The following is an 18,626-nucleotide window of genomic DNA, read 5'->3' as shown; positions in this document are numbered from 1 at the left end:
CATCTGATTGTGTTTTACTCATAAATAATTTCAGAAGTTTTTACTTTTTCACTAAATAGGATTGGTTTGTCAGATGTTTTAAAATCTTTTTTTCTAAAAGAAATATTTTGCGTTTCAGCACCTAAAATCCTAACTTTTGTATCTGAAACTTCATCAAATGCAATACCCTGAAATTTTAAATTTTTCCCGTTAAAAATAGTTACTTCATTAGATTTTGGGGATATTATTTTTACGTTCGTAAACTGCATTCCGTCAGCGTCAATGATTTCGATTCCGTGGTCTGCTTTCAATATCGAATTTTTTAACTGGATATTTTTTAAATTCATTTCAGGCAATCCCATAAAAAAAGCTGCTTTATCGGCTCCTGCCACCTGAATATTTTCCATGAAAATGTTTTTAAAAGAAGGCGTTTCCTCTGTAATCTTATATTGCTTATCTTCTTTAATCTGAGCTTTTAAATCCTGATCTTCTAAATTTGGTATGCTTCCGCCATAAAAAAGATTGAAACCAATGGCTTCTGTCACGATATTGGTCATGTTAATATTCGAAATATAAATATTTTCAACAACTCCGCCTCTTCCGCGGGTGCTTTTAAAACGCAAACCAATATCTGTTCCTATAAAAGAACAATTGGAAACATGCACATTTTTAACACCACCGGACATTTCGCTGCCTACAACAAATCCGCCATGGGCATGGTATACCACATTATTTTTCACGATAACATTTTCTGTTGGCAAATTCCTGTCCCTTCCATCTTTATCTTTCCCGGATTTGAGGCAGATAGCATCATCTCCTACATCAAAAGTATTATTGTAAACCAGTACATTTTTGCATGATTCTAAATCTAAACCATCACCATTCTGCGAATACCATGGGTTTCTAATCGACAGGTTCCTTATAATAACATCCTCACACATTAAAGGATGAAGATTCCATGCAGGTGAGTTTTGAAACGTAGGACCATCTAATACTACCTGTTTGCAATCTACCAAACTAACCATAACCGGACGCAAAAAATCTTTTATTGCATTTAGTTCTTTATCGTTTTCATCGACCTGAAAATTAATTGTTGCTATCACCTCATTTCCTTTCTTTGCCCCTTCAGAAGGAAACCACATTTTGCCATCATTAGACAAAACACCCCCTGATTTTACGATATTATTCCACTGATTATCGGTCATTTTCATTTTTTTGACTGGTCTCCAGGCGTCACCATTTCCGTCAATAATGCCCTCGCCTGTCATGGCGATATTCTTTGCTCCTTTTGCATTTATTGGCGAAACACAACGATACGAATTTAAGCCTTCAAAGCTTACTTTTTGCAAAGGATAGTCGTTAAAATCACGGCTAAAAAGTAAAATAGCCCCATTATTCAGATGTAAATTAATGTTGCTTTTAAGTGTTATCGGACCCGTAAGCCAGATACCGGAAGGAACAATTACCTTTCCTCCTCCTTTCACTGAAACATGATTAATCGCTTTAGCAATTGCTTCGGTGTTTTTAAATATGCCATCACCAATTGCGCCAAATTGAGAAATAGTTATTTCGTAAGCAGGAAATGCAGCCTCTTTTACTTTTGGCATTGGGAATTCTACATTTTTGTAGACTTCGTTTATTGTTAATTGCTTATTAGACAGTTGTGCATTGGCATTTAAAGAAAACAAAGCAAGACTTAAAACGGCAAATATAATTTTGGCAGAATAGTGCATTTCGATAATTTTAATTCTATTATTTTATGTTTTTGATATTTTGCAAGCCTGTAAACACTAATCTTGCTACCTCTTTTGCACCCGCAGTCTGAAAATGCGTATTGTCTTTTTGTCCTTCCGGATATGCTTCATATCGCCCTGCAGGAAAATTCATGAAATAATTTTCAGTAACAAAGTCTTTCCCTTTTTTGGTAAAAAAGTCTCTTGAGTCTTTATTCAAATCAATTAATGGAACATTCAGCTCTTTTGCAACATCTTTTGGAGCCTGATCGTATTCTCCATGAACATCATTTAATACATTATCTTTCCATGGAAAATTTCTGGCTACCGGTGTCAGAATTATTGGATATGCTCCTTTTTCTCTTGACTGGGATACAAATAATCTTAAAAATTCCTTATATCCTTCAACATCTACATATCTTTCTGTTTTGTCTTTTGCTCCGTCATTATGCCCGAATTGCATTATGACAACATCACCTTTTTTAAGGTTTGCATAAACAGAACGCCAGCGTCCTTCCTGAAAAAATGTTCTCGTACTTCTGCCTCCGCGTGCCCTGTCATCAACAAATACACTATCTGTTTTAATGATATTCTTAATTTTATGAAGACTGTCCGATGTCATAAATTGCTGAAAAACCTGTCCCCAGCCTGTTACCGGATATCTTACTTTCATATAATCTTTACCAGGTTCATAATTGTTGGCATAATCTGCCATAGTAGAATCTCCAATTAAGTATATTGTAGTTACTTTTTTTGACTTCAGGCTAAAAGCCATTAGAAAACCTAATATGGTTAAATAAGCTATTGATTTTATTACTGTTGATTTCATACGTTTAAATAGTAATTAAGCTGTGATCCAAAGTTGTTATTTAACTGGGAAAACTTTAGTTAAAAATGCATCTATATATTGAATAGTGGGTTCAAACCACGGGTTAAAAAGGCAAAAAGCATGCGGAGAATTTTCGAATTCATGCACTTCTGAATAAATACCGTTTGCATCCAAGACCTTTCTGTAATCATCACGTCCGGCATGCATTCTGGCAACCGAACTATTGATGAATAAGGTTGGTGGTGTACTCGCATTTACATAACTCAATGGAGCTGCAGCTTCCCACAACTTTGGATTCTCTTTCATGGAATAGCCAAACCAATACGTTCCAGCCGATTTTTTTTTGCTGTCATCACCTTCACTAGATTCAGGATGTATAAATGCCAATGTACCATCGATGTCCACAACTGCATTTACCTGTGATTTTGAGCTTGAATTGGTAACAACGCCCTCAAAGAGCGGCATATTTCCTGTGGTCCCCATAAAAGCGGCTAATTCTCCACCTGCTGAAAACCCAAGTGATACAATTTGGTTTGGATTGACATTGTATTGCTTAGCATTTTCCCGAACCCAACGGATAGCAGCCTTTACATCATAAACAGCTGCCGGAAAAAGTGCTTCAGTTGAAAGACGATATTCGGGCGTAAAACATACATAGCCCAAACTTGCCAGCTTTTGTGCCATTTGATGATGCTGCTGTCTGCTTCCGGAACGCCAGCCACCACCGTGAATGATAATGATTGCCGTTTGGGTTTTCTTTTCATTTTTAGAAAAAAAAGCATCCAGTTTCATTTTACGCTTTCCATAAGAACAGTACACAATATCATTTTTTTGTTTTACAAAATCAAAATGCATTTCCGGAACCATCGTAATATTTGGGAAATATTTCAGCGTTTTCTTGAAAGCAGTAGATGTAGCAAAAGAAGTGTCTCTTACATTTGTTATTCCTTCAAGATATTGTGCATTTAAACTTTGGAAAGAAATTACCAAAAACAATATTGTTTTCAGTCTTCCACTTTTGCAAAACTTTTGTACTATTCTCATTACTATTATTTAATCGGTTATTATTTTATAAACCATGTTTCGATTTCCAGTTCGTGTATTCAGAACCTATTAAGCCTGACGGCCAGTTGCCATACCACGAATAACCTACTCTTCTTTCGTTTTCAATTTCGGCCAGTGTCAACTTTGGAATTCCGTCACGTCCACAGAACAAAGGTAAATTATTTTGTAAATCATAAAATCTTGCCCATATAACATTCCCCGGAGAAGAAACAACGATTACATCCTGCCCGGAAGGCTGATTGGCGTCATTGATTTTTTGAGTTGCAATTCCGGTAAGTTTAGCACCATTAAACCAGTCAACAGCGTCTTTAACAGCTTGTTTTATCTCTGCAGAAGGCTGTTCAACCAACATTAAAACTCGTACAATCCCCACAGATTCCGAACCGCTGAATGTTGGCAATTCATACGCTCTTGCCAAAGCAGGCAATAAAGTCACTTCATCATGCTGGGCGCACCAAACCGTTTTTTTGCCTTTATACGTAATCTGAGTTTTAAGAATAATATCAATTCCTTTATTGAAAGCTGTTACTGCTTTTTCTTTATAAGTCGGGTTAGTCAGTTCTAAATTGTTTTTCCCTTTTTGGATATCCCACATCACATTCATTACATTGGCTATTGCCCCGTCATTATAGGTTATTTGGTGTCTGTAGCCGCTTTTATCAGGATAATACTGAGGCCATCCCCCATTGGCATATTGCGCTGTAAACAAAAAATCAAGTGCTTTTTCGGCCGCAAGCAAATAATTTGGATTATTCGTTGTTTTATAATCTGCCAGAAGCCATCTTAGTTCTGTTACTACGTGTCCGTTGTCAATAGTTGTATCTGTATTGTTCTTAGAATTTAATGCTGTTGTTATTTGAGATTGTGTTTGTGCTGTATTATAATCATTTAAATCGGCAACAGCTTTGCCCCAGCCTCCGTTATTTCTTTGCCAAACCAATATACTTTCTGCTCTAACTGTTGTTGCGTAAACTGTTGTAACACCCGAAATAACAATCTGAAGCTGAGCACTTTTCCCGCTTCCGTCTGCAGAAGTTGCTGTTAGTGTAACCGTACCGTTCATTTTTGGAGTCAGTAATCCATCAGCGCTAATTGGTCCAATCGCCTGGCTTGAAGTGGTCCAGGTCAGTGTTTTAGTAGTCGCATTTGCCGGAGCAATCTGTGCGCTCAACTGAATTGGCTTTCCATCGGTTACAACAGCCTGATTAATTGTGATACTCTGAATCAGAACAACAGGTTCAGTGATTCCTGAAACCGTATAGTTTTTTTCTGCCTTAACACCAGAGCCGTCTTTGGCTGCAGCCGTTACTTTTACTGTACCATTTTTTATACCTGTCAAAAGACCTGTTTCGGTAATTACAGCAATTGCCGGATCTGAAACACTCCATGTAACTTCTTTGTTTGCAGCATTACTTGGTGTAACTACTACAGTCAGCTGTTTTGATTCGGCACTTAATGTATTGTCACCGCTTATCACCATTGAGGTTATTTTTACTGGTTTTTCATCGTGATCAGAAGAACAGGATAAAGATAAAAGCACAAAAAACAGGCTTATTACTGATTTATAAATTTTCATTTTGAGATATTATTAGTTAATAGAAATTATTTTGCTTTGAAAGTATATGTTTTTCCTGCTAAGGTATTAAAATCATATAGTTTTGTATCAGGTGATTTATAGCCTTTTAAGACTGCTTTTTCAGCAATTAAAGGCTCTTTTATACTTTCAACTTTATAAAAAGTATTAGAATTTTCTCCTTTGGCTTCATTAAGCTGAATCGCCCCATTCAATTTAACATCTGCTGCGAGACGCAACCTGCAATTTCCTCCTAAAGAAGATTTTATGGATAGCTGTTTTACTTTTCCATTTTCCCATTCGATAGCCACTTCAAAACCTCCCCTGGCTTTCAGACCCGTAACTTTTCCGGTTTTAAAATCATCCGGTAAAGCAGGCAGCAGATAAATTGCCCCGTCATAACTTTGCAGCAGCATCTCGGTAATTCCTGCTGTGCATCCAAAATTACCATCAATTTGAAATGGCGGATGCGCGTCAAAAAGATTGGGATAAGTTCCTCCCGATTCTCCTTTACTTTCTGTTGGCGCAGGACTCAATTGGTCTTTTATCAATTTAAAAGCCCTGTTACCATCCAATAATCTTGCCCACCAGTTTACCTTCCAGCCCATAGACCAGCCTGTTGAAACATCACCTCTTGATATCAGGGTATTTTTTGCTGCTTCTGTAAGCTCAGGTGTTCTAAATGGTGAAATTTGTCCGGAAGGAAATAATCCGTATAGATGTGAAATATGCCTGTGATGGTCGTTGGGCTTATCCCAGTCGTGAAGCCATTCCTGCAGTTGCGAATACTGTCCCACCTGCATTGGAGGCAATCTCTTTAATGCAACTGCAACCGAATCAGCAAAAGATTTATCGGTTTCTAAAATTTTAGATGCATTCACAATATTATTGAAAGTATCAAAAACCAACTGATTGTCCATTGTTGTTCCAGCAGAAACACCTACACTTTTCTCGTATGTATTTTCAGGAGACATTGACGGTGCGACTACCAGCCATTTATGTTCCGGTTCTTCCTGAAGCACATCCAGATAAAATTGGGCGGCTCCTTTTAGAACAGGATAATATTCTTTTAAAAATTCACGATCGCCTGTGTACAGATAATGCTGCCATAAATGTTGTGTAAGCCAGGCACCACCCATAGGCCAAAGTCCGTAAAAACCGCCATCAACAACTCCTGTCATACGCCATAAATCGGTATTGTGATGCAGATTCCAGCCACGGGCATGATACATTTCGGAAGCACTTTCTTTTCCTGTTATTGCCAAATCCTTCAGCATACTAAATAAAGGCTGGTGCATTTCGCTCAGATTCGTTATTTCTGCCGGCCAGTAATTCATTTCGGTATTAATGTTTACCGTGTATTTGCTGTCCCAGGAAGGATTTAATTTATGATTCCAGATTCCCTGAAGATTTGCCGGCTGATTTCCCGGCTGTGAACTCGAAATCAGCAAATATCTTCCGAACTGAAAATAAAGTCCCACCAGCTGCGGATCATAAGAGTTGGCAAATTCTTTTATTCTCACATCAGTAGTTTTATTGGACTGTGGTGAATCTCCCAAATACAATGATACTCTGTTAAAGTATTTCTGATACGCTGTTACATGGTTTTTAAAAGATTCGGCATAACTTTTTTGAGAGGCTTTCGCCAAAACTGCATTCGATTTTTCAGTTGGTTTTGCAGAAAGGTCCTTGTAATTTTTAAAGTTGGTAGCAATAGCAATACGAATAAGAACCTCATCAGCATCTTTTATGATTAGCTTATCAGTTATCGAAGTTAAATTTCCTCCTTTTAAAGTACAGGCGGCCTGACCAACAAATTTTACTTTCCCGGTTTTATTGTCTACACTTCCCGTTGTTCCTTCAAAAAACAGTTTATTTTCCTGAGTTTTGAAATTGCTCAACAATTGAGGACTTGTCGCTGATAAAGAAAAACTAATGCTTTTTTTCTTACTCGCGGTCACTTTGATCAAAATAACATCATCAGAGAAAGAAGTCAAAAATTCTCTTTTATAACTTACTCCATTTGCTTTATAAGTTACAGATGAAACCGCTTTTTGTATATCTAAATCACGTTGATAATCTGCATACTTTTCATGACCCGGAAATTCCAGCCACAGACTTCCCACTGTTTGGTAAGGCATCCCGTAATTTAAATCTTTTGGAGTTTGTCTGGGAAATGTTGTATTGGCTAAATCCTGAGCTTCTTTATTTTTTCCTGCAAATATTAATTTTCTGATTTCCTCAATATTTGAAAATACATTTTTAGGCACATTATTTCCGGGTTCACCAGCCCAAACTGTTTCTTCGTTTAACTGAAGTTCTTCTTTTTGTGGATTTCCAAATACCATTGCCCCCAAACGACCGTTGCCAAGAGGCAAAGCTTCATTCCAGTTTGTGGCGGGTTTATCATATTGCAGCTTTAATTTTTGCTGTGCATTAACCTGAAAAATACCTGTCAATACCCATATAAAAATTACAGTGATTTTAGTCTTATTCATTAATTTTATATTAGTTAACCCGTTTCAGATTATTCTTTAATCAGTTTTATGGTAGAAACTCCTCTTTCAGTTTTAATGGTAACAATATATACTCCCGGTAAAGCTGCAATATCTTTCACTTCCAATTCATTTTCACCCTTACCTTTACCCGTTTGCTGTCCAAGGATATTGTGGATAGTGTAACTAAATTTACCCTCTGCAGCAATAGTAAAAGTCTGGTTTGACGGATTTGGATAAACAACTGCATTTGGCGAAGATTTTCCATTTGAAAAATTATCTGTCGATAAGGTTTCGTTTGATATAACTACATTTGGTTTCGTTTGAGGAGCCATATCTACGCCTAAATAAAACCCGGGATGCGGCGGCTGGTTGTAAGCTGAATTTTGCCAGGCTATCGCTACTCTGTATTGAGGATCGTGCATCAAGGTATATAATCTGTTAGTGGTTGAAATGTTGGTAGTGTAAATTCGGATAGAAGTATTATCTGTTTTTCGAAATATCACTTCTTCACGCCAGTCTCCAAAAAGATCCGCGCTTAAACAGGGCGTTGCTTTGGTAGTATTATTTGAGCTATATCCTGTAGCAGTTAACATATTAACTGTTTTTCCATTCATATAATCCCATTTGTCAATTTTGTTTGAATCTAATAATTCACGGTTCAAATCCCCATCCCACCAGATAGAAAAATTCTGCGTTGGTTTTTTATTGCTGATCAGGTTTCCTTTACAATCCATTAAAAAGTTTGTAGTAGTTGTAACCCCTGTACCAGCATCTTTTATTCCAGCGCTGCCAAAACATTCATATCCTTTGTAACGTGGGTCGATGTCTGCAGCATTACAACGGCCTACATCTGTATTTGCGGGTATTCCCCATAATGTTGCCCCTGTTTGAGCGTCTAAGAAAACCAGGCCGTTCGTTTTGTATTTAGCCGGTTCTTCCAGACATTGCCATATTTCCATTCCGGGACGATCCGGATCCATATCGGTCATGTGTAAAGCATCACCGTGGCCTAAAGAATTAGCATATAATTTTGTCCCGTCGTCATTGATACCGCTGGAACCGTTAAATATTTCGTCTTTGCCGTCGCCATCAACATCACCTACGGTCATTTGATGATTTCCCATACCTGCATAAGCAGCATTTCCGGAAGTTGTGCTGTCAAAAATCCACCGTTGAGAAAGCGTACCGTTTCTCCAGTCCCAGGCAACACGAACCATTCTTGTATAGTAACCGCGTCCCATTATTAAACTAGGTTTAGATCCGTCAAGATAAGCAATGGCTGCAACAAAACGTTCTGAACGGCCTCCATAACTATCACCCCAGGAAGATACTGTTCCGCGTGCAGGCAAATAATTAGTTGTAGCCATTGCTTTTCCTGTTAATCCGTTAAAGACAGTTAAAAATTCAGGGCCAGATATCACAGCACCATAAGTGCTTGTTGAAGTTGTACTTCCATTAGGATTTCTGTAATCTGCTGCTGCATCACCAATAACAATCCCGCTTCCGTCTATGGTTCCGTCTGCAGTTCTGCAAGCCATTTCGGCTTTACCGTCTGAATCCAGATCATATACCATAAACTGAGTGTAATGTGCACCGGCACGTATATTTTTTCCCAGATCAATTCTCCATAAACGTGTTCCGTCTAAACGATAGCAATCGATGTAAACATTGCCTGTAAAACCTGGTTGAGAATTGTCTTTTGAGTTGGAAGGATCCCATTTAACGAAGATTTCATATTGTCCGTCTCCATCTACATCTCCTACACTGCAATCATTTACGTCGTAAGTATAAGATCCGCTTACAGTAGTTCCTCCGGGAGGAATCTGCATGGGAATGTCTAAATATTGATTCGCCCAAACAGTTGCAGCTTCCGAAGATGGTTCTTCCACACCGTTAATAATAGCACGGACTGTATAACTTCCGTTGGCTGTGGTCGCATGAGTATAGTTTGTGGTAGTTGTGAACGGACTTGCTGCTAATTTTATTCCGTCACAATATAAGTTGTAGCTAACATCTGTAGGTTCTGTCCCTAACATTCTCCAGCCTATATAAACCTTATTGGCGTCGATTCTGGTAGCAATAAGGCCTCGATTTAGTTTTTCAACATTCCGCTGAGCAGTTATTTGATTTGTTATCCCAAATAAAAACAGAAGTAAAAAGACTGTCTTTTTGAAAAGAATGGTTTGTAATTTTTGGTTCATGGTTTGGTTAATTTGGTTAGTAAAGTTGATTGCAATAAAATTTTTAATACATAGAATGTTATTTTAATAAGTTGAGAAATTGATTAAAATTAAAAAGAGGCTTCGACTCCGCTCAGCCTGACATTAGTTTTAATGAATGTTTATTTTATTTTTTGTATAAATTAATGATTTTCTTTGGATTCCAGTTATCAACAACTGCCTGTTCTGCACAGGTAGATTTCAAAACATTTTCTACGCTATATTCTTTTACCTGATCTGTCGTCAAACTTTTCATCCATTTTACCCTTTCATTTGGATAAGCTCCCGTACCTGTTGAATTGTACTCGGCATATCTGGCAGTCTGTTCATTTTCAGTTTTGCCCCAGTTGTTCCAGCCTGCAGGTTTTATGGCATCTGACATTACTGTGTTTAAAAAAATTACAGATGCAAAAGGGCGCCAGGGTCTTCCTAATGTAGTAATACCGGCTCCTGTTCCGGTAATTTTGCAGTTGTTGAATACATAACCGTATTTCACTTTTTCTTTGGTCGAAGCAGCTGTAATGGCACTTCCTCCTTTGGTATGCAAAATACAATTATCAAAAAATGCTGTAGAGCTTCCAAAAATAAAATCGGTAGAACCTTCTAAGTAACAATCTCTAAAATACTGACGGGCATCTCCTCCGTATAGCGTATCCTGAAAACCAAGGAATTTACAGTTGCTGAATACTGCTTTGTCTCCAACAATGTGAATTGCCAATGCCTGACCTACAGGGCCCGACGCATTTTCGAATGTGATGTTCTTTGCGTAAAAATCTGAACCTTTTATGAAACAGCTCGAAGAACCACTTGTTCCGTAATTTTTGTTAGTTTCAGGATTTATTCTGTTAGCATAATTATCATAGGTCAAGATTACTTTATTGACATCTTCTCCAATTAAAGTAACATTATTTTTATCTGTTTCTAAAGTGATGACTTGTTTGTATGTACCATTTTTAACAAAAATAACCGTGCGCTTTGAACTCGATTTCGGAACTGCATCAAATGCTTCCTGAACTGTTACATAATCACCGCTTCCGTCATGGGCAACAACTATATCATATTTAATTTTTCCTTTATCATTATTTTTAGAAAGCTTCTTATTTTGAGCCTCTGAATTTGTATAAGAAAACATGCTTACACACAATATAAAAACCGAAATTAATTTCATCACTTTTATTACTTTTTATTATCTACTAAACTATTAATATAAATCTTTATAATTTCATAACCCGTACTTAAATCGTGTCCGTTTGGGGTGTTTTTGTCAAATCTAATTTTATTTTCTTCTTCTAAAAGTCCGTATTCCATCTCCCGAATCGCTATTTTCATTGCTTTTTTTTAAATCATTTCTCCACAATTAAGTTAGTTTAGAAAATGGCCGTCATTTTGAATTAAAGTTACTTATAAACACTATCAATTAACCACAATTTGAATATCTAAAGAGTTAAAATTAATCAACGGCCACTACTAAATCTAATGAATATTAATTACAATTACAGTTATATCAAAAGTATTTTAACCGAATTGTTCCAACATCTAATTTTTAATCAATTACTTTAAATTTTTGATCATTTCCTATATTTATTCCCGAATAAAGCATTAAAAAAGAAAAGGAGAATTCAATTGAACGCTCCTTTCCAATCAAACAACTTAAACTATAAAATATAAACTAAAACACTAAATTAAAACCAACGAGGATCCCCAGCTACACCAGTCCCTGCAAAGCCAATGCCCGGCTTGATACGGAAATCTCCAATAGCAGGATCAACAAAAAAGTCGGTTATGTTGAGAGGAACTTCTACAATACTGGTTAAAGCTCTTGTTCCAATTGTTACATCTTTGGTTTTGTAATTTCCCGGATATGAAATGCTGATATTACTATAATTTCCATTAGTACTGTTAAGAGCCATTCCGCCATTAGGGCCGGCTATGATGCAATTTTGCACAGAAACCTGTACCGGATTATTATTATCAAAATTCCAAAGATGTCCCATTCCCTTGGTAATATTTACACAAGTAATGTTTCTAAAATTGATGTTTGTCTTAACTCTCACATCGGCAAAACGGGTACTAATTTCCCTAAGGGTACAATTTGAAACGTTTATTGAGTTTACAGTACCTCCTGCCCCTACATTCAATACTCCGTAATCTCCGGTTTGTGAAATGAAACAATTATTTACATTGATATTATTCACCACACTAGCCCCACTAACCCTAACAATAGAATTGATCTGTGAAACATTACATCCTTCTATCTGTACATCATGCACCGTTTTCGTTCCCAGATCAATAAAGAAACTGCCTGAAGAAGTGGTTCTTAAATTTTGTACTACAATATCGTTAACTTTAGTCTGAACCCTGATTCTGGCATTGTTTAAATTTGACAGTATATGATCTTCATTTGCAGAACCTACAAAAGCGATATTATTTACCCCGGTCGGAATCGTAATATCCCCGCCTATAGTGTAAGCCGTTCCTGCAGCAAACTCTACTGTAATATCTGTAGCCCCGCCAGCAACAAGACCCTGCAAAGCTGTACCGATACTGGCTGCCGTATCCGTAAGCAAAACATTATAGATTGTACTGTTAGGCAAACCTGTCGTTTTTACATTTAAGCTTCCGCGAACACTGGTTCCGTTAAAAATCTTGACTATATAATTTGTACCATTGGTTAAATTTTCAATGGCAAGTATGCCCTTGTCTTTTTGTTCCTGAGTTAAGGTAAAATCCTTAATCAATACCGAAGCTTCGTTATACAAGATTACATTGGTAACTCTGGGTGAAATAGTCCAGTTTAAGTTTACGCTCGTAGAAGTAGCAGTAAATCCTTTAAAAAGCTGTTCAGCCGGAGTTAAAAAATAGATTTGATTGTATTTTGATTCCTTTCCTGTAGTTTCATCAATACTTTTCATCCTTACAGAATAACCTGTTGTACCGTCAAGTTCATCGAATATCTGGCGGTACTCTATTTTAGCCTGATCAGAAGAGTTTGCAAAGGGTACCAAATTACTGGCGGAAAGTTCCACTGTTTTTACAATTTCCTTGAATTCTAAATTATCTTTACTGAACTCAAAAACATATTTTGTAGCCGAAATTGATTTTGTAAATTTTATTTCTACAGAAGTTGGTGCAATTGCTGAAGTTTCAAAAACAATTGACTTAAAAAGCCTGTCATGATCTGAATCTACATCCCAGTCATTGTAATCTTTTTCACAGCTGAAGAGGGTTACAATCAGGAGTAAAACCTTAAAAATTAATAATTTATTTTTCATATAATTAAAATTAAATTAGTGTCATTGCTTAGAATCCGTATGAGTTATTTATTTTGCCTTTAGACTCAAAAATATCCTCATAATAGATACAGAAAAAGTGTCTGTAATTACAGCTGTTATTACCCTTAGAAAACTGAGCCAGGTTAGTTTGAATTTCAGAACCGTTGGTCATCGTACTTAAAAAACCTGAATAATCATAACTGCTGTTCAATCCCGTACCGGCCAATAAAACCTTCACCGGCCAGTCTATATAATTTTTATTAGTACCAGTAAGAGGCTTTTCTGCATTTTTAGGAAACCAGCTTACACTCTTGTACTCCGGACCTGGGCTCGATGAAAGTTCTGTGTAGTAATTAAGCGAAGTCTTGTCTATGTATTCAGTATCTTTCAATTTATAATACACCGTTTTAGGAAAATCTGTTGGCAGGTATGTCTTATCAAAAATCTTTACAGTTTGTTTATTATCAAGCATCAAACACAATGTTTTTTTCATAGTCTCCATTCTCTCAGATAATAAGCCCCAACGAACCAAATCCTGTTTGCGGATACCTTCGCAGCCAAACTCCCAGGCACGTTCGTTGACAATTGCTTCAAAGAAATCAGGATCATACGCCTGAATTTTAGAAGATCCGGTTCCAAAAGCTCTTTCGCGAACCTTTTCTAATGCCTGTCTGGCAGACATTCCTGCAACTGTGTTTACAGCATCTGCACCATTTAATGCATTTTCAGCTTCGGCAAACATCAAATAAATATCAGAATAGCGCATTAAAATCCAGTTAACACCAGTCGCAATACGTGAATTAGCTGTTTTGTGCAGGGATAAATAAGAGCTCGACATCCAGTAAATTCTCCATTTTGCAAAATTTACACTCAACGGATCATTTTTCACGCCTTCAACATTATCTTTTGTATAATTCAGCCAGCTAAGCGTAACATCGCGACGTTTATCTTCCGGAGTAAATGAATAAAAGTAGTATGCCTGAGACCCCACATAAGTACCTCCAAAACCTCTGCTGCCATATTTACTGTTACTGGCCACTTCATATCCCATTAAAGAACCGATATCTCCATTATTTCCAAGACCAAACGCTACTTCAAACAAATTTTCGTTGTTTACATTTTGCTGTAAACCACAAACCGATTTCCATATGTTTTCATATTGAGGATCCAAACGGTGAGGGTTTGCAGCATTTCCAAGCATTTCTGCAGTTTGCTGAGCAGCTATTTGATAATAATCTCTCCAGTTTTTAACTCTCCCCACATAGTAATTACCCGTTTCAGTAATTGAAGGATGATGCTCCAGGTCTTTTCCCGGAAACGCATTCCCATCTCGCAAAGACCAGCCTCCTGCAAAAAGTGCTACTCTTGCCAAAAGTCCTTTTGCAAAACCTTTTGTGATACGTTCTACACTTGAATACTCCGCATCTGTTTTTAGCCACGGCAAATAACCTTGTGCTTCCTGCAGATCTTTAACCAGACTTGCATAAATAAGATCCCTGTCTACTTTTCCAATATAAACATTAGACAAATCAGATTTAGAAGTACCTTCTTTATACGGAACATCTCCCCAGTTACGAACCAGCTCAAAGTAAGCCAATGATCGCATCACTAATGCTTCACCTAATAGCGGTTTCATTTTAGCAGCCTGAGTTTCAAGAATAGGAGAATTTCTGATCCCCTCCACAGAAGATGAAGCTAATTCAGCCAATTGAAACAACCCCTGCCATTTTGTGGTCTGGTTGTAAGGATCATCATAAAAATTTCCTGCTCCCTGATCACTGGTTGTAGAGTTGTAGGCTGTGGAAGTAAAACCCTGATTGGTTTCAATATCCGAAAAACCCTGCCAGTTAACCGATAATTTCTGACCGTAGATATAACTATCCGTCATCTTTCCGTATACGCCCATCACAGCGGCTTTAGCCATAGAAGGGGTTTTAAAAACGGTCTCAGAACTCAGTTTCGAAGGCGAGGTTGTGTCTAAGAAATCTTTATCACAAGAAATACAAACCAATAAAAAAATAAGGCTAAAATAGTATAATCGTTTTTTCATGTCTTTGTTTATTAAAATGTTACATTAACCCCAAAAAGGAATGTTTTTGCTTTTGGATAAGCAGACCAGTCTACCCCTGGTGTTAATGGTGTATTGCGAATACCGTCAACCTCAGGATCCTGACCTGAATATTTGGTCCAGATCATTAAATTGTTTCCTGTAAAGTAACAACGCACATTTTTTACGAACCCTTCTTTTGTAATACTTTCAGGCAGTGTATATCCTATTGTTAAACTTCCAAATCGTAAGAATGAACCGTCTTCAATTGCCCAGTCTGTTAAAATGGTTGAATTAGAAAGAGGATGCCATAAACTTTTTCCCTGATTGATTTCCTGTAAAAGTGCAGGATTGGCATATTCACCAAACATAATATTGTATCCTGTTGCCGGATCAATTGTTGTAAAGCGGTTTTGTATGCTCATCTCGGCACTCATGTTTTGGTATCTTTTTGAACCGCTAAAAGTGGTATTATCGATCTTATTGGCATTATAAATATCATTACCGTAAGACCAGTTGAACATGGCTGACAAATCAAAACCTTTGTAAGCTGTGCTTATCGAAAAACCTCCTGTATGTTTAGGCTGAGCCCTTCCGATTACTTTTCTGTCCTGATCCGGAGTGATTACCGTACCGTCGCCACTTAATTTTTTAAGTTTTATGTGCCCTGGTCCGAAATAATTTCCTGAAGTAGTTATTACTTTAGAAGCATCAACCACACCCGGATTCAGAATCCATTTCTTTTGTACGTTGTCATAAGTAAAATCGTCGAATGTGTAATATCCGTCTGAAACATATCCGTACATTAATCCTACAGGCTGTCCTACGATAGCTCTGTAGTCATCTCTTCCTACGGCTGGTGCCCAATTGGAAGCAGCAATCATTTCACTGGAGCCATCCAACTCTTTTACAATATTCTTGTTGAAGGCTATATTAAAATTAGCAGATAATATAAAGTTGTCATTTTTAACTATATCACCTGATGCAGTAATCTCTAATCCTTTGTTTGAAGTTCTTCCGATGTTTTGATATTGGGTGTCGTAACCCGAATTTGAAGGTAATGCAACTCCCAGGATTAAGTCTTTAGTATCATTTTTGTAAACATCAATACTTAATTTTAAACGCTGGTTAAAAAAACCTAAATCAAGACCTAAGTTGGAAGATATCGTCGTTTCCCATGTCAAATTTTCGTTTTTCAATACATTTGAGGTAACCAGGGCACTTTGCGGCTGGTCATTTATGTAATATAAATTTCTGCTGGAAGACTGAAACCCATATTCCTGTCTCCAATACGATCCTACTCTTGCATTTCCTACTTCACCATAACTCAAACGCATTTTGGCATTTGAAAGCCATTTGGTTGTTGGTTTCATAAATGATTCATCTGATAATCTCCATGCAAATGCCGCTCCCGGGAAAAATCCCTGACGATTTTCTTCAGAAAATACATTTTTTGAGTCTGATCTGGCCGTTAACGTGAAAATATAGCGTTCACGGAAGGTATAATTAGCACGTCCAAAAAACGAAGAGGTTCTGGAAGGCTCTTTTATAGTGGTGTACGTTGGCTGTGGAGTTCCGTAATTCCACATGGCCAAAACATCTTTTGCAGTAAAATCTACAGGGAAAAATTTTGAATCGTTGCGCATTTCTTCCTCTTGGGAATTATACATTTCCTGACCAATCATCAAATCCAGTTTATGTGTATTATTTACAAAAGGAACATTATAAGAAACCGTATTTTGTATCGTCCATATGTAGCCTTTTGTGTCTGTACGGCGTGCTACCGGCTGCCCTCCGTTAGAACTTGCTTCACCAGTTTTATTCAGCCAAATATTATCTGTGTAATCCCTGTTGGCTGCATAACTTCCTTTAGAGGAAACCGTTAAGCCTTTGACTGGCTGCCAGTTTATTCCCGTGTTAATAGTCACATTAAACCTGTTCTGATCTTTATATTCGTTAATAATATTGTAAACAGGGTCATTCAAAGAACTTAAAGCTTCTGCTGAAGTAATATCATCTGCTCCTCCTAATGCATTTCCAGGGCCACCATTTAAGCTGTAAACAGGAGCATATTTAATTCCGTCCCTAAGTTTGCTTCCTGAGGAAACACTCGGTCCGGTAATAACCGTGTTTGAAATTCTTGGATTAAAATCAAATGTCAGCTTAGGGCTTATTTTTTTATTCAGGTTAAAACTCAGATAATCTCTTTTATAAGCCGAATTAAGCATAATGTACTCCTCCTCGTCATGAACATAATTAACCTTATATTTAAGACTCGATTCTCCGCCAGTCATCCCAATATCAAAGTGTTTCTGAACTCCCGTATTACCGTAAATCTTTTCCTGCCAGTCTGTACCTTTTTTAGATTTGTAGATATCCACATCATCCCAGCTTCCATACATACTGTAAAAAGAAGTACTGGGATTTGCCCCAGGATCCAGCTCTTTTTGAAAATAGACATAGTCATACGGAGATAATACTTCTGTTAAATTGTAAGTATTCTTAATCCCTGTGTAGGCATTCATATTGATTTCTGTCTTACCTGCTTTTCCTGATTTAGTAGTGATAAGAATAACCCCGTTTGCCCCCTGGGCACCATAAATAGCAGTCGAAGCAGCATCTTTTAGCGTATCAATTGATTCTATGTCCCCAGGTGCAATATCGTTTATATTATTTACCTGAAACCCGTCAACAATAAACAATGGGGAGTTATCCTGGGTTATAGAACCGCCTCCTCTTACACGCACCTTAATGGGCATATCCGGAGAACCATCTGCAATAGTTACGTTTACACCCGCCATTCTTCCTGCAATTGCCTGCAAAACTGAAGTAGCCGGAATATCTTTCAACTCTTCCATACTTACAGAGGCTACAGCTCCTGTTAAATCTTTTCGTTTAGTGCTGCCGTAACCAATTACTACAACTTCGTTCAAATCTGTTGATGATTCTTTCATTATGACGTTTAGCGTCAGTTTGCCGTCAACTGGAATTTCCTGTGTCACCAGACCTATGTAAGAAAATACTAAAGTAGCTTTTGCCGGTACCTCCTCAATTTTAAAGTTTCCGTCAAAATCTGTTGCTGAGCCTATTTTTTTACCTTTTATCACAATTGTAACACCGGGTATTCCAAGGCCTTTATCATCTGTCACTTTTCCTGTAATCGTTATTCCTTTTTCCTGAAAAGAAGAAGTTTTTTTTGTCGTTACAGTCTTAGATTTATCCCTGAAAACTACATTCTGCTCTTTAATTTTCAGTCCCTTTTCTTCTTTTGCATAAAGCGAAAAAGAAAGCAATAAGTAAATTAATAGTGTAATTTTAGTTTTCTTTTTAACCCCTTGAAATGAGTCAAAGTCTTGTCTTGATAATTTTTTTTTCATACATTTTGGTTAGTTTGGTTAGTTAGTGTACTCA

At 37.2% G+C, this 18,626-nt stretch carries 11 protein-coding genes; all 11 read right to left on the bottom strand.

Features of this window, described 5'->3' with window-relative positions; all coding sequences use genetic code 11:
• Positions 1–14: 14 nt before the first annotated feature.
• The gene (locus DMB68_RS23830) at positions 15–1,712 is read right to left on the bottom strand and encodes a glycoside hydrolase family 28 protein (protein WP_110345436.1); all 1,698 of its coding nucleotides are present in this window, start codon (positions 1,710–1,712) and stop codon (positions 15–17) included.
• 19 nt (positions 1,713–1,731) lie between these two features.
• A complete protein-coding gene (locus DMB68_RS04405) occupies positions 1,732–2,541 on the bottom strand; it encodes a rhamnogalacturonan acetylesterase (protein WP_110345435.1) in 810 nt (269 codons plus the stop codon).
• Between the two features lie 36 nt (positions 2,542–2,577).
• Positions 2,578–3,585, bottom strand: coding sequence for an alpha/beta hydrolase (locus DMB68_RS04400; protein ID WP_110345434.1), 1,008 nt, complete (start codon positions 3,583–3,585; stop codon positions 2,578–2,580).
• Positions 3,586–3,610: 25 nt separating this feature from the next.
• Positions 3,611–5,182 carry a pectate lyase gene (gene pelA, locus DMB68_RS04395; protein WP_110345433.1) on the bottom strand — a complete coding sequence of 524 codons (1,572 nt, stop codon included), beginning with the start codon at positions 5,180–5,182 and terminating at the stop codon, positions 3,611–3,613.
• Positions 5,183–5,208: 26 nt separating this feature from the next.
• A complete protein-coding gene (locus DMB68_RS04390) occupies positions 5,209–7,677 on the bottom strand; it encodes a glycoside hydrolase family 95 protein (protein ID WP_110345432.1) in 2,469 nt (822 codons plus the stop codon).
• Positions 7,678–7,706: 29 nt separating this feature from the next.
• Entirely contained in the window at positions 7,707–9,878 is a 2,172-nt protein-coding gene (locus tag DMB68_RS04385; RefSeq protein ID WP_165830094.1) for a rhamnogalacturonan lyase family protein, read from the bottom strand.
• 145 nt (positions 9,879–10,023) lie between these two features.
• Positions 10,024–11,064 carry a pectinesterase family protein gene (locus DMB68_RS04380; protein WP_110345430.1) on the bottom strand — a complete coding sequence of 347 codons (1,041 nt, stop codon included), beginning with the start codon at positions 11,062–11,064 and terminating at the stop codon, positions 10,024–10,026.
• 8 nt (positions 11,065–11,072) lie between these two features.
• The gene (locus tag DMB68_RS23310) at positions 11,073–11,225 is read right to left on the bottom strand and encodes a hypothetical protein (protein WP_165830093.1); all 153 of its coding nucleotides are present in this window, start codon (positions 11,223–11,225) and stop codon (positions 11,073–11,075) included.
• Between the two features lie 353 nt (positions 11,226–11,578).
• Positions 11,579–13,168 (bottom strand): DUF5123 domain-containing protein, encoded by a 1,590-nt coding sequence (locus DMB68_RS04375; protein ID WP_110345429.1) that lies wholly within the window; start codon positions 13,166–13,168, stop codon positions 11,579–11,581.
• Positions 13,169–13,196: 28 nt separating this feature from the next.
• Positions 13,197–15,218: a RagB/SusD family nutrient uptake outer membrane protein gene (locus DMB68_RS04370; RefSeq protein ID WP_110345428.1), complete on the bottom strand. Its 2,022-nt coding sequence runs from the start codon at positions 15,216–15,218 to the stop codon at positions 13,197–13,199.
• A gap of 11 nt (positions 15,219–15,229) precedes the next feature.
• Positions 15,230–18,592, bottom strand: coding sequence for a SusC/RagA family TonB-linked outer membrane protein (locus DMB68_RS04365; RefSeq protein ID WP_110345427.1), 3,363 nt, complete (start codon positions 18,590–18,592; stop codon positions 15,230–15,232).
• Positions 18,593–18,626 lie beyond the last annotated feature (34 nt).

It is taken from the genome of Flavobacterium hydrophilum, from assembly GCF_003202405.1.
In the GTDB taxonomy this organism is placed as follows: domain Bacteria; phylum Bacteroidota; class Bacteroidia; order Flavobacteriales; family Flavobacteriaceae; genus Flavobacterium; species Flavobacterium hydrophilum.
The sequence above is the reverse complement of the archived record's forward strand: the minus strand, read 5'-3'. Positions and strand labels throughout refer to the sequence as shown.